Annotated in this window: 9 protein-coding genes; 3 read left to right on the top strand and 6 right to left on the bottom strand. The window is 66.6% G+C overall.

From position 1 onward, the window contains the following. Nucleotides 1–28: 28 nt before the first annotated feature. The 3 genes from J2805_RS18605 to J2805_RS18595 form a co-directional block, all read right to left on the bottom strand. Nucleotides 29–697: a DUF4190 domain-containing protein gene (locus tag J2805_RS18605; RefSeq protein ID WP_309978878.1), complete on the bottom strand. Its 669-nt coding sequence runs from the start codon at nucleotides 695–697 to the stop codon at nucleotides 29–31. Between the two features lie 361 nt (nucleotides 698–1,058). Then, the gene (locus J2805_RS18600; RefSeq protein ID WP_309978876.1) at nucleotides 1,059–1,385 is read right to left on the bottom strand and encodes a hypothetical protein; all 327 of its coding nucleotides are present in this window, start codon (nucleotides 1,383–1,385) and stop codon (nucleotides 1,059–1,061) included. 221 nt (nucleotides 1,386–1,606) lie between these two features. Further along, entirely contained in the window at nucleotides 1,607–1,972 is a 366-nt protein-coding gene (locus J2805_RS18595; protein WP_309978874.1) for a hypothetical protein, read from the bottom strand. 278 nt (nucleotides 1,973–2,250) lie between these two features. Between J2805_RS18595 and J2805_RS18590 the strand changes: the two genes are divergently transcribed. From J2805_RS18590 to J2805_RS18580, 3 genes are all read left to right on the top strand, one after another. Further along, nucleotides 2,251–2,910, top strand: a complete 660-nt coding sequence (locus J2805_RS18590; protein ID WP_309978873.1) for a LuxR C-terminal-related transcriptional regulator — start codon at nucleotides 2,251–2,253, stop codon at nucleotides 2,908–2,910. Nucleotides 2,911–3,175: 265 nt separating this feature from the next. Further along, nucleotides 3,176–4,225: a sensor histidine kinase gene (locus J2805_RS18585; RefSeq protein ID WP_309978871.1), complete on the top strand. Its 1,050-nt coding sequence runs from the start codon at nucleotides 3,176–3,178 to the stop codon at nucleotides 4,223–4,225. Further along, entirely contained in the window at nucleotides 4,218–5,228 is a 1,011-nt protein-coding gene (locus J2805_RS18580) for a hypothetical protein (RefSeq protein WP_309978870.1), read from the top strand. Before J2805_RS18585 ends, J2805_RS18580 begins: the two co-directional genes overlap by 8 nt. Before the next feature lie 382 nt (nucleotides 5,229–5,610). Here the strand turns inward: J2805_RS18580 and J2805_RS18575 are convergent, their stop codons facing one another. The 3 genes from J2805_RS18575 to J2805_RS18565 form a co-directional block, all read right to left on the bottom strand. After that, nucleotides 5,611–6,324: a hypothetical protein gene (locus J2805_RS18575; RefSeq protein WP_309978869.1), complete on the bottom strand. Its 714-nt coding sequence runs from the start codon at nucleotides 6,322–6,324 to the stop codon at nucleotides 5,611–5,613. A gap of 449 nt (nucleotides 6,325–6,773) precedes the next feature. After that, nucleotides 6,774–16,046, bottom strand: coding sequence for a Tc toxin subunit A-related protein (locus tag J2805_RS18570; RefSeq protein ID WP_309978867.1), 9,273 nt, complete (start codon nucleotides 16,044–16,046; stop codon nucleotides 6,774–6,776). Between the two features lie 57 nt (nucleotides 16,047–16,103). Beyond that, nucleotides 16,104–23,450, bottom strand: a complete 7,347-nt coding sequence (locus tag J2805_RS18565) for a SpvB/TcaC N-terminal domain-containing protein (protein ID WP_309978865.1) — start codon at nucleotides 23,448–23,450, stop codon at nucleotides 16,104–16,106. Nucleotides 23,451–23,662: the final 212 nt, after the last annotated feature.

Raw genomic sequence — 23,662 nt, 5'->3', positions numbered from 1 at the left:
AGGCATTCGTACGGGACCTAATGCGGCATTAAAGCCTCGATGCGGCCGTGGCAACGATGATGATGTAGAGCGCGATGAGCCCAGCCCAGGCGTATCCCAGCACCAGGCCGGCAATGGCCATCCCGCGGCCCGACTCGCCTGTACGCCGGATGTGGACGAGTGCAATGTGCCCTAACGGGATCGCGGCAAGGCCGCAGATCAGGCCAAAGACCAACGCAAGGATCGCAAGCGTGTTAGTCCCACTGGTACGTCGCGGCCCTTGTTTGATGTCAGGATTCTCAACGGTCACATACAGCGGCTTGCCATCCTCGGTTGTCCTCACCTGTTTGAGCACCTCACCCGTTCCATGGGCCGCTTCTCGTTGGGGAAGTGGCGCAGGGCGCGACCGCGCCCATCTTCCACTCAGTGAATGGATTCCCTCAGCGGCTACGATGCAGGCCGCGGCCATGACGGTCACGAGTACCAACCTCCCGACCGAGTCCATGATGAGATCGGGGACAGAGGGGCCGCCCGACGTGAATAACCCCGTTTCAGGGTCTATGCCACCGCCGCTGGAGCCTGAATAGAAGAACCCGTACCACGGCATGTCGAGGGCAGCAGCGAAGGTAACGACTGCGACAAGAGCGGTCGGAATCATTGCCAGCCATGTCAGCCCATCCAGTCTGCGCCACAAAATCCAGGCGGCAGTGATGATCACGAGTGCAGCTGAGACAGCGAATTCCGGTGCCCTGTCGACTGTTAGGAAGGAAGCCGCTGGCAGTTGCAAAAAGCACTGCGGCAAGACCGACTATGGCAGCCGAGGTTTTGACCGGTGAATTTGTCCGGCCACGAACCGCGTCCTCTTCTAAGACTTTTGTCATGATTACCCCTATTGGTTTACCGGCTTGTCATCTGTTGCTACGTCCTATGGCGTCTTCCCCCATATGGGTTAAGGAGAAGAGACCACCCACCCGTTGGGTGGGTGGTCTCTTCCAATAAGATCCTTCAGCAGTTGTTGAACCTCACATGCGTATGGGCCGGAGTGGCAGGGGGCTGCGCGTTTCTCCGGTCTAGCTTCTTTAGTAGACGCAGTACCAGGTGTAGGCGTTACGGGAGTCTCGCAGCCCTGCGTATGCCCAGTACCGACCCGTGGTGAAACGGCACGCGGCATTCATGTCGATTCCGTAGGACAAGGGGATGCCGAAGTAGGTGCACCTCCAGCTGTACGCGTTGCTCGGGTTCACGGTTGTTCCGACTGCAGGTTTGAAGTTGAATTGGGATTTGCAGTAACCGTAGACGTCCACCCCGCTTGTGGCCGCTTGGGCCGGAGCTGCAAGGCCGATGAGGCAAGTACCGGTCAGAACTGCAGCGGTGCCAAGGGCTGCCAGTTTACTTTTGATTTTCATTGTTTCTCCTAGGTCCGGGAGCGGTTTAGGTGGGAGTGATGCGCGAGGTAGCGGGTTGTAGCCAGCTGTTTCGCATTGACGGATGGGGAGTCCGGGGAGCTGCAGGGGATCGGTACACGGCCACCCCGCTTACTTAGGCGTACACAATGCGGGATTAGGGCCTGCGCCGGTGCTGTGCCGCGCTCAGGGCATGCAGCCCTTCACTGTAGTCGCGCCCTCGTTTAGCACTGGGTCCACCGTCCGCCTGTCGCAGCCCAGACGAACCAGGGCATTTTGCATCCGACGTTTGTGACCCAGTTGCCGACTTGACGGCCCCATGCTGTTTGGAAGAATCCCCAGGTGGGGCAGAACCCGATAGCGGCTGCGGCCACATAGATGACTTTGTAGCCAGCGCTAACGAGGCCGCCGCAGACCTTCGTTCCGTTGATGGTCGTAGGTACGACGGCCGGCGCGGTCTGAGGAGTGGCGATGGCGCTTATGCGCGTCGGTTCGGATGCGCTTGCTGGGCTCACGCTTCCGAGGAGCAATGTTGCTAGAACGGCGAGGACGGCGATAAACGCCTTGAGCTGTGGTGGGCTTTTGCTCATTTTGGGACTCCTTTTTGTCTGGGTGTTCAAGAAACGGACTGGGCTTCAAACATCGAACCGGGTGGACTTCGCCATGGCGACCCTTCCCTGGAGCAGGTGCAATCAGAATAAAGTCGTGCTCTGCGCGTCCGGCGTCGGTTTCGTGTAATTGAAAAGCATTTGTCACCCACATGGGGGACAAACAGCGGTTTGGCTCCTGAATTCGCGAGTCCGTGCCTGCACGTTGGGATACTTGGCGGAACGACGTTGGGTCGTATCGCGTATGAAAGGGATTCTTAATGCGAAGGGTAATTAGAGTTGGCGTTGTTGATGACCATGAAATGCTGCGGGTGGGGTTCGCGGCGGCCGCCTACCTCGATGCCAAGACTGCGCTTGTCCCAGTCGTGGTGGTCCGTGCAAGTGACACGGTGGAAGATCTCTTGGCCGGCGGGGAAAAGATGTTCGACGTTGTCGCCCTCGACATGTCCCTTGCGGACGGAACCCGACCGGGAGAGAACGTTCGAAGAATCCTTGACGCCGGGTACAAGGTTTTGGTGTACAGCCAGGCCGACAAGGCCGCCGATCTCCGGGAAGCGCTGGCGGCCGGCGCCTCGGGTGTTTCACGGAAGTCGGAGGAATATGAACGGACTCTCGATTTCCTTCGCAAAGTTGCCGACGGGGAAATAATCGATAACCAGCAGATGGCAGCCGCTATTGACGGAGATGCCGCGTTTTTTGCAGTCGCTGACCTGAGTGACCAGGAACGCGAGGCGCTTCGATGGTACGCAACCGGTAAAACCAGAGCACAAGTCGCAGTCAAAATGAACGTCAAGGACAGCAGCGTAAAGACTTACATCAGACGTGTCCGTGAGAAATACGAAGCAGTGGGCCGAGAGGCGAGAAACAAGACGGAACTGCGGCGACGGGCAGTGGAGGACGGTTTTGTTGATCCGGACTGAAATTGCCTAGATATCGACAAGTCGTCACCAGGTAATGCCTGCCCCATCCGCCGTGAAAAATGGCCCCGAAGATTCATCCCTTGCCTCGGAGAGGATAACGGTGAGAAGAAAAAGCGTCACTGAGCCGCACGCCATATCCCGAACCAACATTGAACGCCTTCTAACTCGCTCCGTGTCCATATTTTCTCTTGTCTTATATGCCCTTGCCCTCCCGGACCTTGTTACCCAAATACCCGCTGGTAGCCCCGGGTGGGACGCTGCTTTTATGGTGGGCATTCCGGCCACTATTATTTGGACGGCACTAGTGCGTCATCCAGGGCGGCAGATGCGGGCGGCCGCGGGGATCTCGGCAGCCCTTATACTTATAAGTTTTCTCTTGTGGCACGTAGGACTGATCGGCCACGGCGGCCAAGTGGCGTCCCGCCCCTGGTCCTGGGGGATTGCCGGGATCGGCATTGCTCTGGCTTGCATCGCCTCCGAGGCTTGGATTTCGGCTATTTACGGAGCCGTGTTCTCAACTCTTGTCTGCCTGGTTCCGCTTACAACTGCAGGCAACGCCCGTGCCTGGTACGAGTCAGGACAGGATGCCTTGCTGACAGCCGCGATGGCGGTGGTAATTATTAGTCCCATCTCCGCTCTTCGCAGCGCTGCTGATGCTGCGGATCGCGCCGCCGCGGCCGCCATACTGAAAACTGCTGGAGCTGCACAGGCGGAAGCACTGCGCATCGAGCGGACTCGCTTGGACGGACTCACACATGACACCGTGATGGCCACTCTGACAATTGCGGCCAGGGCACGCTCAACGGAAATGATGTACGCCGCGGCACAGGCGGCCAGGGATTCCCTTAAACAGCTGGATTCTCTTCGCGTGGGGGATGAGCAATCTGCAATAAGCACAGCCGAGTTGGTCGGTCGCCTCAAAGGGGCCACGGCGGGCTACAGCACCAGGATCACTTGTACGGATACCACCAATGGGATGCCGCTGGCGCTTCCTCTCCTGCCCAGCCGGGCACTGATACAAGCTACGGCCGAAGCTGTCAGAAACAGCGCACGCCACGCCTACGGCGGCGGTAGCCAAGTCGAGGTCACCCTCGGTCGCGACCCCCACACAGGCGCCGCTCAGGCTGTCATTGAAATCACCGATGAAGGTCCCGGATTCGACATTGATAAAGTTCCCGCCCAACGACTAGGCCTTAGGGTATCCATCTTGAACAGAATGCGCGATGCCCATGGTACGGCGACGGTAACGTCAAAACCCGGAACGGGCACACGAGTGCAACTGACTTGGAAGGAAAACCCCTCCGAGCATGAATGACGCGATAAGCCGCCCGCTCATCCTGGCCATGGGACTCGCATTCCCGGCGGCACACATCCTACTTGGCATAGCCAATCTCCACCGGGTCGTTGCCATTTGGCCGACCATCGCGGCTATGGGAATCTGTCTGGCCCTAATGGTCCTCACGACGTGGCCGGCGAAGGACAGGGGCATGCCACGCCGACACGCAGTCCTAGCAGTGACTGGTGTCTTACTTATGGATCTCCTTGTCCAGATCACCCTACCCACCGCCGTCCACCCCGGCTATGCAGCTTGGCACTGCGGCGCTATTCAGATGCTGATGGTTACCGTCGCTATCCGAAAACAACTCGAGGCAGCCTGGGTTGGAATCTGCCTTTTTGCAATCATCGACCTCAGCGGATCCATGATGCACGGCCTCACGCTGGTCGACGGATTGGCCATGGTCCTGACACCGATCTTGTGGGTCGCTATTTCCCACGCAGTAAGCAAAGTCTTCACTCGCTGCGACGTTCAGATCAGAGCCAATGAAGCCCACGAGAGAGCATCTGCTGCGCGGCTGGCGAAAGAACACGCTAGCTGGATCTCACACAACGAGTGGGTGACGGAGCTGGAGCGTAAAGCCAAACCGCTGCTGACCAAGATTGCAACCGACGCAATGGAAGACCCGGATAGGACGAGTTGCTTGTTATTGCAAGACGAGCTGAGGGATCAGGTCAGAGGGAGAGCTCTGGCTACGGCAACAGTTTTGAGATCCGCCCGCGCTGCCCGTGCCAGGGGAGTAGTCGTGGAAATTTGCGATGACCGTGAGACAGACCTTCCTCCGGCCGTACTCCTGGAAGCAGCCACGCAACTTATCAGCGTCCTGGACAGAGCCGCCGGCGGATTCATCACCGCCAGGGCCCTCCCAGCCGGAAATGAAGTTGCCGTTACTATCCTTGCTTCCGATGACTCACTTCCCGATCAAGAGTTTTACGTCGAGATACGCGAGACTCTTGATCTTTTGTACCCAAGCAACCGATGAACACCAGCCGCCAGTGCGCTTCACGAATCCAACAGCCCATGCCGCTCGGCCAGGTCCTGCAGGGCCGGTTCCGGGTCCCGGGCTTGAAAGTGCCCCGCACCCAGGGCTCCATGGTCCTTGGACTCTTAGGAACTGATTGTCAACGGCCCGGCCGCGAGGGGAACTATTCGGAAGCGTCTTGGCCGGAGGAATCATTGTGAATATGGCGTCTGGAGCGACAGAGTCGCTTCGGCGTCAGTGCTGCGGCGACACCGGCAACGAAGCACAGCCGGGCAAAGAGACGCAGCCACTCTCACCCTGTTGCAGGTCCAAGCCAGAAGTATTCCGCGATGTTTGCATTGATGCCGCCGATCAGTGGGAGAAGCCGTGCTCAGTTCCAGGTCTAAGGCAATCTGGTCAGATCTTGGTGAGGCACTCGAGCGGTCGCCGGATGCATGTACGTGAGGTAAAACTCTTTCCGATCCAAGTGATAGGCAGTAAAAGCAGCCATAACCGTCGCAGCCATTGATTGCCGCGCGGATTCGCCGGCTCTTACATATTGGATCAGGTACTTCACGATGAATTCGGCCACGCCGTTCAGCTCGCCCAACGCATCCTGAAGCTCGAGCGGAACGGTGTTGTGGGCCGTCTCGGGCTTCACAGACTTGACCACGAACTCGCGGTGCCGATTTGCCACGGATTCCAGTAGGTACGTCCATTGTCGGAATGCCTCTATTACAGCTTCATCTGGCATGGCAAGGTCCAGACGCAGACGTTGGAACCCTGTGGTCACTTCCAACAGGGTCTTCGTAATCGCCTCCGATGGGTTGCCCCGGTGGTCAATCCTCGAGTCGCCGCGTAGCAGCCTATTTAGTGCGTCTATGACTTGGGCTGCCGCTTCGTGTTCACGGGTCCTTGCATTTTCGCGACGCTGTTCCGCGAGCTGGCAATTTAGACCTTCTCCTTGGACTCTGATCTGCTCACTGAGGCCTACAGCTTGGGCGGTAATCTGCCGTTGGATGCCTGCGTTCTGCGTCTTAACCGTGACCCATAGGACCAACAACGCTGCCGCTGCTCCAATCAGCGCACTGACCAGACCATCCAAGAGGGTGTGCATCCAGCTCGAATTGCCATCGGACGTCAAGAATCCCAAACAGCCCTTTATCCAGCGGATTAGGTCTGTAAGCCAGGTCAAGAGGTGCATTGGCTCGGCGGCGGGGGAGGAGTGGGTAGCGGCGACGGCCAGGGAGTCATTATCGGATTCTATTGGTACAACTTGTGATTTCGAGCGACCGAAAGCTGAATGGATATAGTGTCCAAAAGTGCCCGAGCGATCCCAGGAAGGCTCTGGCAGGTTGCCCCCTCCAGAGCATTACGAGACACGTCTGTCAGGTTGGGATTTGAGAGTTCCTTGAGCCATTGTCAGAAAATTCGAATCGGATCTCATTCTGACAGACCTTCGGCAGCCGACCTGACGTCAGATTGGGGTGTACTGCAACCCGGTCGGCACGTTGGCTTTCATTTCTCCCGGTCCAGTGAGGCTAGAGGAAAGAGGGCAATAGTGCCTCATATGGTCAGCGTGTAGTGGACGAGCAGGGTGAGGTCTTGCAGCTTAGCCGGGTTGGCTGCAACGGTGACGGTGTCGCCGAAGTCGAAGGCGCCGCCCGTGGCGAGACAGATGCGCCGCATCTGGGGGTCGCGCTTGAGCGTCAGCGTGCCTCCGTCGATGGTGAGCTGGTAAGACGCGGGGCTGCTCTCGACGGTCGCGACCCAGGTGACCTGGGCGACCGCAGGAGAGTGGGAGCGCACCCCGAAGGGCAGATACTCGGTTCCGATCCGCAGCTCGGTAGAGCCGGTGGCGGTGAGCTGCCACCAGGCCTCGGGGAACTGCTCGCGGACGTTGATCCCGGCGTACCACCCCGAGCGCTGGGCGCTGAGCAGCATTTCGTTGGAAATTTCCAGCAGCGCGTCCTCCGTCATCGCGCGCAAGGTCGAGCCGCCGTCTTGGGCCGTATAGCGCACGTGCAGCACGAGGTCGGTGATGGTGCTGCGGTCGACCTGCTCGAAGATGGCGGGGAGCTCGACCTGCCAGGTGCTGATCGCCCCCGCTCCCTCGAACGGCAGGTATCGCTCGTCGTGGAAACTGAGCTCGAAGAGCCCGCTGTCTGAGGCGGCCGAGCTGGTGGCGATCGAGGCCACCGCCCCGACGTTATAGGCGAAGCGCTCGTCGCTGCCGAGCACCTCGGCGTACTTGTCCTTGGGGGTGGCGGCGCCCTGCCGCTCGGCCGTGCTTTTGCGGTACTTGTTGGAGATCAGCGACAGCGTGGCAGACACCGTGGTGTAGGGCCCGGCACTGCATGCCAGGGTAACAGCGACGGTCTTGATCCGGCGCATGTAGTGGCCCGGGTAATCCAGATCGAACGCCGTCTCGGGGATCGAGATGGTGGCCTTCCCGGTGGCCTTGAACTGCAGCAGAGCGCCCGGGTCGAGCTGGGCCAGTGAGATGTGCTTGGTCAGCTCGTACTCGCGCTTGTTGTCGGACAGATAGGCGGCCGTCATCCGGGCGATGTCGTGCTCTAGGCCATGGTGGGCCATCAGGCCCTTCTTCTGAGAGTCCCAGTAGCCGAACCTGATGAACGTCTTGTCGCTGGCGAGCTCGTATCCGTAGCAGCGCTCGGCCTGCTTCGCGACGTCGAAGGCGAGCCGGTACGCCTGGTGATACACGTTGTTGATCTGGGCCGCCTGCCACTCGTAGAGCTCTTGGTTGGTAAATTTGCCCAGCATCGCCTCGAGATCCGCAGCGGCATTGCGTGCCTGCTTGTCGTGGGCGGCCAGATCCTGATCCAAGGTCACCAGGTGGAGCTCGACGTTGGCGATCTGGCTGTCTAGGTGTGCCAGCTCCAGCTTCGCCTGACCGGCATGGAAGGTCCACTCGTCCATGCGCCGCTGATAGCCCGCCTGCGTGGCCGCCATCGACGCGCCCTTGTCGGCGGCTCGGGCGATCGAGGACAGGGTCGCCGCCGCCATCTCCGCCCCGCTGCCGATCGACTGGCCACCCGTCGTCGCGCTGACCTCCGCCGATCCGCCGAAGCCCGCCGATCCGGCCAGGAAGTTGGGGATCAGCTTGAGCCCGCCGGAGAGCACGTAGCCAAGGGCGACTGCTGCCTCACCCGTGAGCGAGACGTAGTTGAGTAACGAGGCCAGGTGCTCCTCGGTGTTCATGTACTCCTGACCGGCGTAGAAGTCGTGCCGCGCCTGCACGACGTCCCTGCTGAGACGTAGCGCCCGCAGCGACCCCTCCGCCTCGGCCCGGGTCGCCACCTTCACCTCGCGCATCGCTGCCAGGAGGCTGATCTCGTGGTCGGCCCGAAGGTGGGCCAAGGCCTCGGCATCGCGGCGTTCCAGCACGCTGAGCAGCTCGGTACCCAGCGAGCCGACCTGGCCGGTCAGCTCCGCCGCCTTCCGGACCAGCACGTCGAACCGGTACTGGGGCAGCGGTGCCCCGAGCCCGGCCATGAACGAGGAGATGCTCAGCCCGCCCACGACCGCACGCGCCAGAGCGCCGGGATCGAGGGGAGGCGAGAAGAGCGCCAGCGGCATCTCGGTGCCATCGATGTTGCGGCAGTGGCGGATCTTGAAGAGCCGGTCGGCCACCAGGTCCCAGTACTCCAGCATCCGGCTGTTGGGCGGGATGCAGAAATAGAGCGCGGTCAGTGACGCGGGAGGAGGCGGCAGCTCGGCGCCGCCCTGGGGCAGCACGCTCACTTCGGGGATCAGCGCCTCCAGGTCGAGCAGGGCGTTCCCGAACAGGTCGACGTCCGGCTCGAGCTCGTTGAACGTCTTGGGAGGCACCGGTACGGCGGGCGGCACGATCTGCGGCTTCTCGCCGAGCAACTTGTCGGCCAGCACGTAGAGCTGGGTCGCCTGAGTGACGGACTCGCGCGTGAACTGCCGGAACAGGTGGTCGCCCCACTCGACCAAGTTTCGCACGTAGGCCAGCACCGTAGCGATCTGGAAGGCGACCGGCCGTGAGCGCGCCACCACGTGCGGGCGGAACGGCTTGTCGCGCCATTCGGAGACCGCGAAGGCGAGCTCGGTGATGGTCGCCCCGGCCGGGTCGGCGGCGATGGCGTTCAGGATCGAGTCGATCCGCTGGTCGAGGTACTCCTGCGGCGAGGTGAGGAAGAACGGCTTGGTGGCCCAGTACTTGTTCGGGGACGGAGCGTCCTGGCCGCCAACCGGGTCGAAGATGTAGTGCAGCCAGCGGCGTGCCTCCTCGAACTGCTGGTCGCGGGTGAGCCGGGTGGCGATGGCGAGCGGGAGGTGGAAGAAGAGCTCCCAGTTATAGCCGGAGTACGCCCCTTCCAGCGAGAAGTCGACGTCCTCGCGCGGATAGGGTGTGACGACTTGGCCGGTCGGCTTGTAGTGGGAGGCGAAGTCGAACCCGGTGTCGGTGAGCTGCAGGTCGCGGTCAAGCAGGCCGGGGATCCCCGACTCGTTCAACCGGGTCCGGAACGCGCACACCAGTGGGTGGTAGAAGTTGCGGAAGGCCAGCCCGTAGTGCAGCATGCGGTAGACCTCGATCTCGGCGCGGATCCGGACGTACTCGGGGTCGGCGAGCAGCTCGCCGACGAGATCCTGCAGCGGCTGGGCCGGGTCCGCGGCGTACTTGTGGAGGTACTTCGTCAGCAGCGCGATGACGTCGTCCAGGAGCTGGTGCACGTCGGAGAACGTCTTGCGTACCCGCTCCGTGGCGCCCGCGCCGGCGAGCTGCTCGTCGCCCTTGATCCGCGGCCGCTCGTAGAAGCCGGGAACGACGACGTAGGCCCGGTCGTAGTCGCCGTAGAAGTACGGCATCAGCGTGCCCAGCGGCACGATGAGCCGCCGCCGGAAGTCGTACTTGTAGGCGGAGGTCTGCAACCCGAACCATGCCTGGGCGAAGAAGAGCACCCAGTCCACCAGCGACATCTGCATCGGGTAGGTGATCTTGAACTGCCCCGGTGTGGCGTCGAGGATCCGCGACTCGACGGCCCCCAGCAGCTGCAGGATGGACAGGTCGTCGGTCTTGTCCTGCGCGAGCTCGACGAAGCGGCCCGCCGCAAGCTCGGTGTCGACGAACCGCGGGGAGGTCAGGGCGCTGAACCCACCTGCTGTGGTCGGCTCGGGATAGCCCTTGCATCCGGTCAGGGTGAACGAGCCGACGGTCCCGCCCGGGCCGATACACGTGATCGCCTGGCCGGTCCCGAGGCTCCAGACGAAGAAGTTGAACTCCGTCAGCGCGGGGAGGTCTTGGGTGTAGCTGGTGTCTATGAAGCCCTGCGAGACCCGCTTGGGCCGCCACTGGCCGTTGGCCCGCTCACTGACGGCGAGCTGGATCTTCCACTTCTTCTCCGGCTTGTCGTTGGCCTTCCCGCCGCTCAGGCTGGCCGGGTCGGGGATGGCCGGGGGAGCCTTGCTGGTGTTGGGCTCCTCGGTGAAGACCGGCCAGGCGAGGGTGAGCCGGCTGTTGCGGTCGAACGCGAGCAGATGCTCGCCGGTGATGTCGATGGGCACGCGCTTCCAGGGCGTCCAGTAGCGCTCCTGCTGGAACTCCCGGTGGAGGTAGACCGCCGGATCGCCTCCCTTGGTCTTGGCGAAGACGTGGTGTGTCTTGGTGCGGGCCTCGTAGTAGGTGGTCAGCACGTCAAGGTGCGCGATGTCGCCAAGCGATTCGAGGTATTCGCCCATCACATCCTCGATCGCCACCTCGGTGAGCGGGTTCTGCTGCAGTGTCTGCTCGGCCTTGACATAGAGCTCGGACTTGTCATCGCGCAGGTCCGGCTCCAGCCAATTCTCCGGCCAGAGGAAGATCTTGCGGTTAGCCTCCCAGACCCGGAAGTTGGCCATCCACTCCCACCGCTTCCAGCCGTCGTCGTGCTTGACGGTGGCGACGCTCTCGGGCTCCAGCCCCATCAGGCAGCGGATCGCGAAGAGCTGGAGCGTGGCGTGGGCCTGCACGATCCGCGACGTGTCCATGCACGCGGCCGTCTCGACGTCGATGAGGAAGTAGTCGTACAGCTCGTTGGTGCTATTGATCGACGGAGTCGTGGCGAGCAGGTAGGCGACCAGTGCGTCGCGCTTGCGCTCGCGCAGGCCGTCCTGGACCTGGCCCAGCACTCCCAGCCACTCGGCGTCGGTGTAGCGTGCCTTGACCGCCGTGCGCAGGGCCGTGGCGTCGGCTGGCGTCACCGCCGGCGCGGCCAGCCTGATCGCCAGGCCGACGTCGACGCCGAGCTGTCGCAGCATGGACGCGGCGGTGACGAGACGGGTCAGGGTCACCGGGTCGCGGTATGGATCCAGGCTAACCGCGGAGAACCCGAGGTGGGCGTCCAGCTCTACGCACATCGCCGGATCAAGCCCGGTCAGCGCGGCCACGAAGGCCAGGAAGCGGCTCGCCGTCGTCGCCGGGTCGAGCACCAGCTCGAACAGGCCCGTTAGTGAGTACGGCGCAGTCCCCGGCGCTCCGGTCACGTCGGGGAACGCCGCCAGCAGCCCGAAGAAGCCGTGCAGCCGACCCCAGGCGTCGAGGCCGGCCGGTGCCTGGCCGGCCTGGTAGGGAAGGACGTCCCACTCCAGCCAGCCGAGGGCGGGTGCGTGGTCGAGCACCCAGGCGAGCACGTCGTCGCTCGGCTCATAGCCGGAGAAGGCAGCCGTGATCTTGGTCAGCAGACGGGCGGTGCTTTCCTTGCTTGCGGTCGCGGCCGCTGTGCCCGACTCGTCGAGCAGCACGTCGCGGATGAGAGGTGTGCCAGCCCCGCCCTGCCCGAGCCGGGTGTGGTCGACCAGCACGCGCGCCGTCTCCTCGGCGACCCCGGTCAGCGCCGCGACCGCGAACGCCAGCGCGCTGCCGTGGGCCAGGTCCAGCAGGTGTCCGGAGACACCGGCGCCGAGCTCCTCGATCACGTCGTTGCGGGCCGCGTCATTGCCGGCGGGTGCGGCGGCGCGGGCGGCCAGGGCGGCCTTGAGATCGCTGGTGTCGAAGTAGGACGCCAGGACCGCATCAACGAAGGCATCCTCCGAGAGGACGGCGTCCGTCCACTCGTCGGCCACGAGCGTCGCCAGCGTCGACTGGTCGGCGACCGGCAGGCCGGGCAGCAGCGCCACGTGAGCCGCGATGGCCGTGGCGTTCTCCATTGGGGCCGCCTGGTCGTCGTACGGCGAGCGCGTGGCCACGCGGGCCTCGGCCAGGGTCGCATCCAGGTCGGTCACGAACGAAGTCACCGAGTCCGGCGCTGGCTCCAGGGCGGCGAGGTCGTCGGCCGCGTGGTGGAGGAGGTAGCGCAACCGGGACGGACGGATCCCCGATCCCGCCACCGCGCCGACCCGGGTCGTGAATGAGTCGAGGTCAGCGAGACCGGCGACCGGGTCCAGGCCCGTCAGAGCCATCAGGTCGACGAGCTCCGCGCCACGCAGCCGGAGCGCCTGGGCCAACCGCCACAGTCCGTGGACACGACTCAGCGAGGCCGTGGTCAGCGGCGGGTCACCCCCCTGTTCGGCGAACAGCGCGGCTACATCGGCGACGCCCGCCCCCAGCGCCCGGGCGATGTACTCGGCGTGACCGGCCAGGCGCGCGCCGGTGCCCGGCACGGCCGCCTCGGCCGTCTCACTGGCCAGCACCGCCTCGGGCAGGAACTCTGCGGCCACGACGCCGACAGACGTCTCGGCGAGGAAGACAAGGCGGTAGGTCTGGCCGCCGGAGTCCAGCGGGCCGAAGACGTCGAGCAGCCGGTCGGTGGTAAGCCGGAGCCGCTCCTCCACGGAGCGCGCCACGGCCAGCCTCGCCAACAGGAGGTCGTCGAGACTGCCCGCACCCAGCAGCGGGTGGCGCACCGCGCGGTCGAGGGTGGCCGCGGTTAGCCCGGTGGCGCGCCTCAGCCGCTCGAAGCGGTGGATCCGGTCCAGCGCCGCGTCGTCGAGGTTGGCGATCTCCTTCGCGCTCAGGTCGTTGGTGGAGTCGAGATGGCGCACGAATAGGTTCTGCCCGCCGTCGACCCACGCGAGGTCGATCAGCTCTAGCAGCGACGCGTAGGTGATCCCGCTGCGCTTGACGAACGCGTCGACATTGTCCAGCGCGGTGGCGGCCGCCGGAGTGTCCCACACCGTGTCCTGGCCGGCGGGATCAGGTGTGACGACCAGGGCGTGCTCGGCACTGCTGAGCCCGAAGCGGTCCGCCGCGGCCTCGGCAGCCGACGGGGCGCCGCCGGACTCCAGCAGCGCCATGAGGTCGGCCCGGCGCAGGTCGAGCAGGTCGAAGTAACCCGTCGTCTCCGCATGACCGAGGTCGAACGGCAGTCCGAACGCCGAGCTCGCCCCGGCCAGCATGGCGTACGCGGCCTGGTTGACGTACTCCGGCGCGGCGGCCACCTCGGCGGCCGTCCCGTAGGTCTGACGCAGCCGGCGCACCCGCCAGCCGCCGCCGTCGGGGGTGAGCTTGGCGACCGCGGTGGCGTCGCGCACGACGAAGTCGCCCGACAGGTCGGGGCCGGAGACCGCGGCAGCGTCGGTGAACGCCCAGCCCTGCGCTTGGAGCACGGCCACGAGGGCGGTGTCGACGATGCCGGCGGCGACGGCGCCGTTGTAAGCGACGCCGGGGTTGGGAGCGACGGCCTCCTCGAGCAGCTCGCACACCAGGTCGATGTAGGGCAGGGCGGTGTTGGTGTTGGGGCAGCTCAGGTCGAGGTCGCCCAGGTCCGCCCGGCGGGCGAAGAGCACGTCCTTGGCCTGCTTCAGCGTGACGGCGGGCGAGGTGGTGGTGTCGAGGACCAGCCGGCGCTTGAGAAACTGCAGAACGTCGACGAGGTACGCCGACGCGCCGTGCGCCGAACGGCACTCCTCGCAGGAGCCGAAGTCGCCCGTACCGAAGAGGGTCCGCATGTTCGGGAAGTCCTCCGCTACGGCCTGCAGCGCGGCGGAGGTCGACGCGAGCGCGCCCAGCGTGGTCGCGCCTTTCGCGGTGAGGATCTGGCCAGCCAGCAGCATCGCGGCCGTGTGCTGCCCTTCGGCCTTGTGGTAGGCGAGCGTCGCCTCGGCGTCGTCGAACTCGCCGGACTCCAAGGCAAGCGTGACGAACCGGCTCTGGCCGAGCCCGACGACGTCGGCCGACGAGGCGATGCCGCGGGAGATGAGCGTCGCGGCCTGCCGGTAGCGGGGCGCGATCTTGAAGACCCGCTGGGTCGTCATCATCGAGCTGCGCAGTTCCGCCTCCGCAGCGAGCTCCTTGGGTCGCGGCGGAGACTTGCGCCGGCTGCGGGTGCGGCGCCTTTGGGCGCGCTCCTTGAGCAGTCGGACCACGTTGCCCGTGGCGAGGTCGAACTCCGGCTCCTCCTCCAGCACGGCCGCCACGTCGTGGGCCCGGGGGAGCGAAGCGGCCTCGTCGCGTCGCAGCCGGCCCGCGAATGCGGCCGTCGGGAACCGCTTCTCCATCAACCGCGTCAAGGTCGCGGCCTGACGAGTCGCTCGCTTGGCCGCCGCCCGGCCGGCTCCCCTGTCGGCGTCGATGACACCCGCCCAGTCCTCCTCGCCGAGTGTGGCGAGCCGCCTAAGGTCGGAGGGGTGCTTGATGCCGTGCGTCTCGCTCAGCCGGTAGATGGCCTGCTGGTCGTCGCCGAGCAGATCGGCCAGCGACAGCGTCGTCTTCACTGAAGCGGCATGTTCCGCGAGCAGAGTACCCGCGGCCTGCAGCCGGTCGACGACGCCGCCCAGGTCGCCCAGCGGGTCCTCGCGCAGGAGCCGCAGCACCTCGTCGCGCGCCTCGGAGCCGACGAAGTGCTGGATCTGCCGGAACGCCACCTCGAGCCGCTCGGTGCGCTGATAGGACTCGGCCTCGTCGGAGTAGCGCTTCAGCACGGCCTCGAGCTCGTCGAGTTGCTTCACGGTGGCGCGCGGTACCAGGAATCCCTTGACCGCCTCGAGGACCGCCTCCCGGCGCTCCTTGGCGGGAACGAGCGCGGTAGACAGCAGGATGTCCCTACTGCTCGTCGCGACGCCGATCGCCAGCAGGGGCGCCGAGCTCGCCCACCGCCGTGCGGTGACCAGCAGGTCGGTGGCCAAGACGGCGTACCAGCATTCGACAGGCCCGCCGTACTCTCGGGCGATACGCTCGGCCACCGCCAGGTGCTCGATCGCGTCCTGCGGGAGCCCGGTCTCACGGACCAGGAACGTGACGTCGCGATGCTCGTCGTCCTCCTTCAGGTCCGACCAGGCCAGCTGCGACAGTGCGGGGCCGGCGACGCGGCGAACCAACTCGATCTCTGTCTCCGGCGGCGCAGTCGCGGTCGCGACGAAGACCGGGATCGAGACCAGCGCGGGTGCGTTGAAGACGACCTCCTCCAGGGGAGGGTCGGTGAGCTGGGTACGCCCAGAGTAGGCGCGCACGAACACGTCCGCGCTGCCGACCGCATCTGATGTCTTTGCCGCGCTGTAGTCGATCCGGTAGTAGCCGTCCGCGTCGGACTTAGCGCTGCCCAGCGGCCGCTCGCCGCGGATATCCCGGTCGAAGGCGCGCAACGTCACCGCCTCCAGCGGGCGGCCGTCGGGGCCGACGACCCTACCGACGACGAAGCGCCGGTCGCGGGTCTCTTCGGCGAGAAGGTCCTGGACTCGCTCGTCGGCGACGCCTGTCGCTGGAAGGTCGCTGGAGCGCTGCAGCTCCAGCAGCGCGCGCCTGGTCCCGGCGGCGATCATGTTCGCCACGAGCTCCTCGTCGGGCACGGATAGTCCCAGGGCGAGTAGGCCCGCATGGAGGCGCGACACCTGCTCACCGTGGGCCCCGGGACCGAGCACCGCGATCTCGTCCGTCATTGCGAACCTCCCTTGTCCGAGTTGCCTGTGTCGCTTGTGTTGTTGGTGTTGTCTTGGTCAGAAGCCGAGAGTGTCGATCAAAAACCACGCGATCTTGTTCTCGTTCTTGTAGGCCGGCTTGTCGGGGGAGTCGGGAATGACCGACGAGATCAGCCGGTCGTTCGACCCCATCTGCATCGACGCCAGGCTCGAGGGCGACAGGTCCTGGCCGACTATCGCCTTCGAGAGCTTCGCAAGACCCTCGTCTGCGAGCCCGCTCACCGTGTAGGCGCCCGACCCAACGGCACCGACGGGGCCGCAGTACGCCGCGATACCCGCGCTCAGGTCGCCCGCCGCCACCAGGCGGTCGCTATTGTTTTTCGCCGTTGTCAGGTCGGCCGCCGCCACTCCCACGGCGAGCGGCTTGGCGACCTTGCCCACTAGGCGCACCACGGGGGCGGCCGCTTTGACGAACGGTGCGGCCGCCTTCACCACGGGCGCCGCGGCCTTCAAGACCTTGCCTCCCGCAGAGACCGCCTTGGTCAGGACACCGGCGTTCTTGGCCACCGGCGTTCCGCCCTTGACGACCGGAACCACCGACTTCAGGGCGCCGCCGCCCGTCTGCAGCGCCTTCGCGGCGCCCGCCTCGAGTTTCGCGGTCGCCGCAGCGTCGTCGACGGCGTTGACGAACTTGCCGGTGTTGGAGCTCACCTTGGGCAACCCGGCGGGCTTGACGGCCGCGGCGGGCGGCGGCGCCGGCGGCGGCGGTGCCGGGGCGGGGGCCACGGGCTTGACGGCCACCGCCGGCGTGGACGCTGCGGGGGGCGGCGACGCCGGCGCTTTGGGGGCGTCGAAGTTGAAGCTGAGCTGCTGGGGCACCTTGACAGGCGCCTTCGGCACGACGGGCGCCGAAGGCGCCTTGGGCATGACGGGGGCGGTGGGCGTGGCCGGCGGCTTGGCCAGCTTCACCACATTGCCCTGAGCGTCGACGACCTTGGGGATCTTGGGCTGGTTCACCCTGGTCCCCTTGGTCGCCCCGGGATACAGTCCGGTCTTGGGGTCGCGCTTGGGGATGCCCTTCTTCACCGCCTCCGCAACAAGCTTCTTGTCGAGCGCGGACTGCTTGAGGTTGGACTTGGCACTCTGGCCCACGATGGTGCTTTCTTCACCCTGCTGGAGCAGCGCGAACGGCTTCTCGGCCTCGTGGCCGAGTTGGTACCCGGCCGGACCGCCCCACAGCTGCTTCTGTTTGGCGAAGTACCGGTAGACCGGCTCGGTGAAGCCGCGCCCCGCCGCCGTTGCCTTGCGCGCGAGCCCCAGCAGCTTGCTTTCGAGGAACCACATCTGCTCCATTTCTCCGCCCTGGAGCCCGTCGGGGTCGAGCAGCCGGACGGGGTTGTCGTTGACGTAGGTGTAGCGGTTCGCGCCGTCGACGAGCCCGGCAGGGTCGGGGCTGGTCCAGCGGCCCAGCCAGGCGGCGTAGTGCCGGACGCCCATGCGGTAGAGGCCGGTTGCCTCGTCGCGCTCCTTCCCGGTGTAGCGGTAGCGCTTCAGGCTGACGGACGCAGCGCCCAGCCATACCGCCGTAGTGCCGTAAGGGTGGTACTCCTCGTAGGTCAGGACCGCGCCGACCGCATCGGTCTCGACCACCGACGAGCCGAGGTGGTCACCGTGGTCGTAGCGCACCACCGGGTCGGCGGGCATCGCGCCGGGGGCGGCAGTGTCTAAGGCGACCCGCTCGATGGTGGCCGTACGACGCCCGGCGTCCCTGACGTGAGCGGTGGTGCGCTCGAAGACCAGGATGTCGTTGACAAACCGGCGGAAGATCTCAAAGTCGCCCAGGTAGAGACGCTCCTCCCGGAAGGCCGAGCGGCGCTGCCAGATCGTGCGGACGCGGTTTCCCCTCGCGTCGCAGTGGTAGACGAGGTGTCCGCCGCCGCCCAGGTCAACCTCGCGCAGCGTCCCCGCGTGGTCCCACACCAGTTCCGTTAGATGGGGCATCGCCGACATCCGTCCGGCCGCGTCGTAGGCGAACGCGGCCGAGTAGGGGCCGGCAGCCGGGTCCCCCGGAAGTGAGTGGCTGCGCAGCCGGTTGCTGGCCGGGTCGTAGTCATAGCGGCGGGTGTAGGAACCCGCGCCGGCGCTGTGGGCGAGCCGGGTGAGGTTGCCGAGTTCGTCGTAGTCGAAGGTCTGCGTGTAGGGCCGGACCGCGGCAGTGTCGTTCGGGTGTGGCACCGGACGCAGCTGCGGGTCGCGCCGGTCGGGCTGGACACCCAGGCTCGCGTGCTCCCGTCCGGTCGCCGAGACGAGCCGGTAGAGCGGGTCGTAGGCGAATCTGCGGGTGCCGTCGGTGACGCTGCCAGCGTAGAAGATTGCCGACGCGCTGTGATCGTCGACTTGGACCACGTTGCCGACGGGGTCGTAGGTGTAGTGCAGGTCCTGCATGGTTCCCGAGGGTCCGGTGGTGACGACATCGGTCATGCGGTGGGATTTGCTGTCATCGTAGCGGAAGCGGGTGACCACGCCGTTGCCGTATCCCGCTCGGGTGCGTCGCTGCCGCGCGTCGTGCTCGACACCGTCGAGCACGACGAAGCCAGGCGCCCCCGCCGGCGTGGCATGCACCCGGGCGAGCAGGCCGCCGGCGTCGTAGGAGAGCCGAAGTGTCGTGCCGTCCGGCATCACCTGCACGATCGGGCGGCCGGTGGCGTCGAAGGTGGAGCCTGCGAGGAGCTCCTCGCCGGACAGCGACGGTGCCGCGGCAGCATCCAGGGCCGGCCATGCGAGCCCGTCGAGCGCCGACCAGTCTGCCGGCCCCGTCGTGGCGAGCATGATCCGGGCGCCCGCGACGAGGTTGCCGGCCAGGTCGTGTGCGTCCACGCGCGAGAGCCCGGCCTCGTCATACCTGCGCGCGGCCTTCCCGACCAGGAAGCTGGCGACGGCCTGTGGGTGGACCTCACCGTAGACGGTGAGCTCGGCCAGCCGCTCGACCTCCGTGCCCGCGTCGGTGACGAACAGGTGCGTCCGCCGCCGGAGCCAGTCGTAGCGGCAGCGGATCCGGTCGCCCGCCGCCCCCCATTGCCGTACAGGCTGCCCGTCGGAGGCGACCAGCACGCGCTGGGAGCCCGCGTCGATGCTGTCGGAGGCAATGACTCGCCCCATCGCGTCGTACACCGAGGTCGCGGTCACCCGTCCGAGCGCGTCGTCGACGCGGAGGACGCGGCCCTCCAGGTCCAGGTACTGGACGGTCTCCAGCAGACCACCAGGCCCGGTGCCGAGGTCGGCGCGGGTGCGGACCAGACGTCCGAGCGGGTCGGCGACGCTGACACTTGGCGTGCCCGCGTGGGCCAGCGCGAGGGCGGCGGCACGGGACTCGGCCGCCGGCGTGCCGGGTTGCTGCCTGGCCGCGAGCCAGTCGCTTGACGCGACGGCGTCGTTGCGGTCGAAGTGGGACTCGTGCCACGGTCCAATCTCCCACCGCTCCAGGGTTCCGTCGGCGTAGTCGATCCGCGCCACGCGGCCGAGCGGGTCGTACTGGCGTCGATCGGTGAGCAGGTGCTTGGCGACGGCGTCGGCATCCTCGAAACCCGGTGACGCCGAGTAGTAGGGCTCGTACTGCTCGACGGGCCGGTCCTGCTGGTCGAACACCGTCCGGCCCGAGCTCACCCACCGTAGCGCTGGCCCCGTGTCGACGAGGACGCTCCCGCCGGCCCCGTCCTCGACCAGCGCCAAGCCCGGTTCGGCGAGGGTCTTGGTCATCGCGACCCGGCCGGTCCCGTCGGTGAACAGGCGCTGCCGTCGCCAGGAGGCGCCTGGGTCTCCCGCGGTCACCCGGGTGTCGGTCTGCGACCAGGCCGGTCCCACACCGGCCCGCCAGTCGTCGGTGCCGTAGGTGTGCACGATCCCGGGCAGCCCGCCAGGGTCGCCGGTGCCGTCGGCGGCGGTCAGCCAGTGGGCGACGACGCGCCCCAGCGGGTCGAACCGGACCCTGCTGACGGTTTCGTGGGGATCGGTCAGCCGGTCCGGGGCGAGCATCCGATAGTCGTTACCGACGTCCACGGTGTTAAGGTGCAAGGGCGCGGTCGCGGCCGCCTGGGTGCGGACCACGAGCAGGGAATGGGCGTCGTAGGACACCGAGGCGTCGTTGCCGAGGAAGGACCAGGCGACGGGCTGGTACATGACCGCAGGATCGTAGGTCGTGACGCCGCTGTTGGCGTACCAGCTCGTCCCGCCAGCCTCGTAGCCGGCCGAGATCAGCTCGGCGCCGCTGACGTCGGTGCCGTAGACGGCGGCCACCAGACCCTGCGTTAGCGCGAGCCGGCGGGTGCGGCGGACCAGCGCACGACTGCCGACCTGGCCGGCGGGGAGCGGGGCCGTCAGTGCGTCGTTCCAGTACTCCAACCGGGTCTCACCGGTCAGCCGACGTGTGGCGCCCGGCAGCCCGGTCGCCTCGATCGGCCGGACGGCGGCGGCCGCCAGGGCCGCGTTCAGTCCGGAGACCTCGAAGCGGCCCGCCGCGGGGACGGTCAGGCCCGCAACGTCGTACTCGCTCTGGCTGAGGACGGTGCCGATCCGGTAGACCGTCGCGGTGTCGACGCTGGCCACCTCGGTGGTGGCGTGGCTCAGCAGTGTATGTGCCTGCTCGGGATGGGCGGGAGTCCGGCGCGCGTAGGCGACGCGAGCGTTCGCCAGCACGTTGCCGTGCTTGTCGGTATGCAAGGTGAGATCGTGGGTCACCCTTGGGTCGTCGGCCACGCGCTCGTAGGCGTAGTCGAGTCTTTCCAGCGGCTCCACGCGGAACGCCGCCGGCCGGTCGCCGCGGGAGGACTGGGTGCGTACGGCCCGGTGCCGTTCCTCGTACACCATGAATGGGACGTCGGATGCACCGTCGTCGCCGAGCACCTCGGTGCGCACCGTGCGGCCGACGAGCGCCCGCCACGCGTCGGCGTACTCACGACCGCCCTGGGCGCCCTCGATCAGGGCGGGAGCGACGTGGACTGCCGCGGGGTCGCCCGCCCAGGCCCCCGTGATCGGTCGATCCCCCGATCCGATGTTGAACCAATGCCGAGTCAGGCTCGCTCCCGGTTTGCCGACGTCGACCCGGCCGAACCCGCGGAACGACCGGTCCTGCGGGTCGAACCAGCCGTCGCGGTAGGAGTACGTCGTGACGTGGCTGGTGCCGGCCACGTCGTCGGACTCCGTGAGGCTCGTCGCGACCGTCACGGGACCCGCAAGCCGCGTGGCCCACGGTCGACCGTCCAGCCGTGCACGTGTCGCGAACCGGCTCGAGGAGGAGTACCTGACCTCCCAGCGCCGGCCGAGGTTGTTGCGCAGGGCGCACACATGGCGTCGGCCACCGTGGTCCGCGCTCAGGTCGACGAAGCGGGTCGGCACGCCCGGCCGGGCCGAGCTCCACACCAGGCACGGGCTGCCCTTGCCGAGCAGGTCCACGACCTGGACGTCGTCGAGCCCCGGCGTCACGGTTGGCAGCGGGCCGAGCCGTCTGGGCGCTGAGAAGCCGTTGCCCGACAGGTTCGTCCACGCCATCACCCCGTCGGGCCCCAGGTAGACGAGGTCCGCGGTGCCCAGACCGTCGAGGTCGACCAGCCTCACCCTGTCGGGATCGAAGGACTCTGTGTCGCCGAGCCACGGCGCACCCGCCATCGTGATCGGGGCCCCGAATCGTCCCCGTCCGAGACCGGGCCAGTACTCCACCTTTCCGCTGCGCACGCGCACGAGGTCGGTCAGCCCGTCGCCGGTCATGTCGGCCCGGAGCCACTGGCGTTCGGAGTCCGCAGACGGGACGGGCGGCCCGCCCACGGCGGTGCGCCCCTGGGTGTCGTAGCCGCGACTGCCGCGGCCACGGCGCCAGCGCACCCCGTCGGGTGCCCACCCGACGAGGTCGGCGAGCCCGTCACCGTCCATATCCAGCCGCTCGGCGGCGTCCAAGTCACCGACGGCCCGTTCGTCGTACGCGCGCCACGGCGCCCAGGATCCGTCCTGCTCCCGCGCGGTCGTCCCGCAGCGTCCGGCACGCTCATCGACCGCGTGGAGGCGGCCGCTGCCGTCTACGTCCGACAGTAGCGGCGGCACGCCGTCGCGTGACGCCAAGGGCACCTCCACCGGCCGGGGCGGAAGGAGGACGCCGTCGCCGGCGGGACGCTGGTAGGACCAGCCGCCGGAGCCGGTCCACAGCACGCCCGGCAGTCCATCGTCGTCGAGGTCGACCCATCGAGGCGCGGCGCCATCGCGAACGGCGGCCATCTCGACGGTGTGGGGGACCGGGTCCGCCTCACCCGCGCCGTAGTCGAGCTCGACCGGAGGAAGGGCGACGGAGGCGTACGCCACCCCGGTCCACTCGTAGCCAACCTGCGTGATCGAGGTCAGCGACGTCCAGTCGGGTGTTTCGTCGTGGCCCAGCTCGATCGTGCGGACCAGGCGGGGCGAGGGCCCTGGTCCGAGCTCGGGGAAGTCGTGGAAGATCATGACCCGGCGCAACAGCCGCCAGACCCTGACCTCGAAGCCGGCCCGATGCTCGGAGTACGGGTCGTCCCGCTCTGGCCACGGCCGCGCCTCGGCGGCCGCCTCGTCGTGCTCCCCGTAGTCCAGCAGTACCATCAGATGCGTCGAACCGGCGTCATCGGGCGTCGCGTTGGCGTAGCGGATCCGCTTGAGATAGCGGCCCGGCTGCGCGGGCGCGCCCGGCGCTAACCGATGCGCCTCGGTGATCGACGGGGTGACCTGGTCGGTGTCCTCGCTCTTGTATTCGTAGGCCGCCACGTTGCCCCGGTCGTCTCGAACCTCGTCGACGAGCCACTCCCAGACCCGCTGCCCGCTCGCAGGGTCGCGGACGCGGGAGTCGTCGCTCGCGCCGTACCGCGTCACGACGTTGTCCTTCGACCATGACCGCCAGTATGACGCGTCCCCGGGCGCGTCGATCCGTTCGACCCGCTGGCCTTCGTCGACGCGGGTGCGGAAGCGCCGGATGCGCACCGGTGTGCCGTCGATGCTCCCCGGCTTGTCGTACTCTTCGAGCGCGCCTCCCGTGCCTGTGACCAGGAGCGGAACGAGTTCGTGGCCGTTGAGGGTGAAGGTGTCTGCATCGGTATAGGTCGGGACGCCGTCCTGCAGCGAGCGCGCGATGCGCGGCACGCCCAGGCTCCAACCCCCGCCGTACGGCGAGCGCCCCCCGCCGCCGCTGTGCACCAGGCTCAGGTCGGCGCGCGAGGCGCCCCGTCCGGCGCTGACGGCCAAGGGCACGGTGACCGTGCACGAACCGGTGAAGGGGTCGACCTCGACCGACTCTCCGAGCCCGGATAATCCTAGGCCGCCACGCGGGAGCTGGGGCACCGGCAGGGGCGAGAGGCTGTCAAGGGAGGGGTCGGTCTCGTCGGGATCGACGTCTGTGGATGCTACATCATTGGTCAAGGTTCTCCCCGCTCAGCGGCTCTGTCTTCATATCTTGGTGATGAGCCGAGTGTCGGTCAATACCTCCGACGGGGATTGCCCTTTCATGGAAGCAACAATGGCCGATCGCCCGCAACCTGAACCTCGGTCGGGCGGTCAAAGCGTTGCGGTGTCACAACGACGACCGGGCTGCTGCCCCTCCAGTGCAGCCCGCCTTGTAGGTAGGACTCCTG

The sequence above is a fragment of the Arthrobacter oryzae genome (assembly GCF_031454875.1).
Taxonomy (GTDB): Bacteria; Actinomycetota; Actinomycetes; order Actinomycetales; family Micrococcaceae; genus Arthrobacter; species Arthrobacter oryzae_D.
Note: the sequence above shows the minus strand (reverse complement) of the source record. Positions and strands in the feature narration are given on the sequence as shown.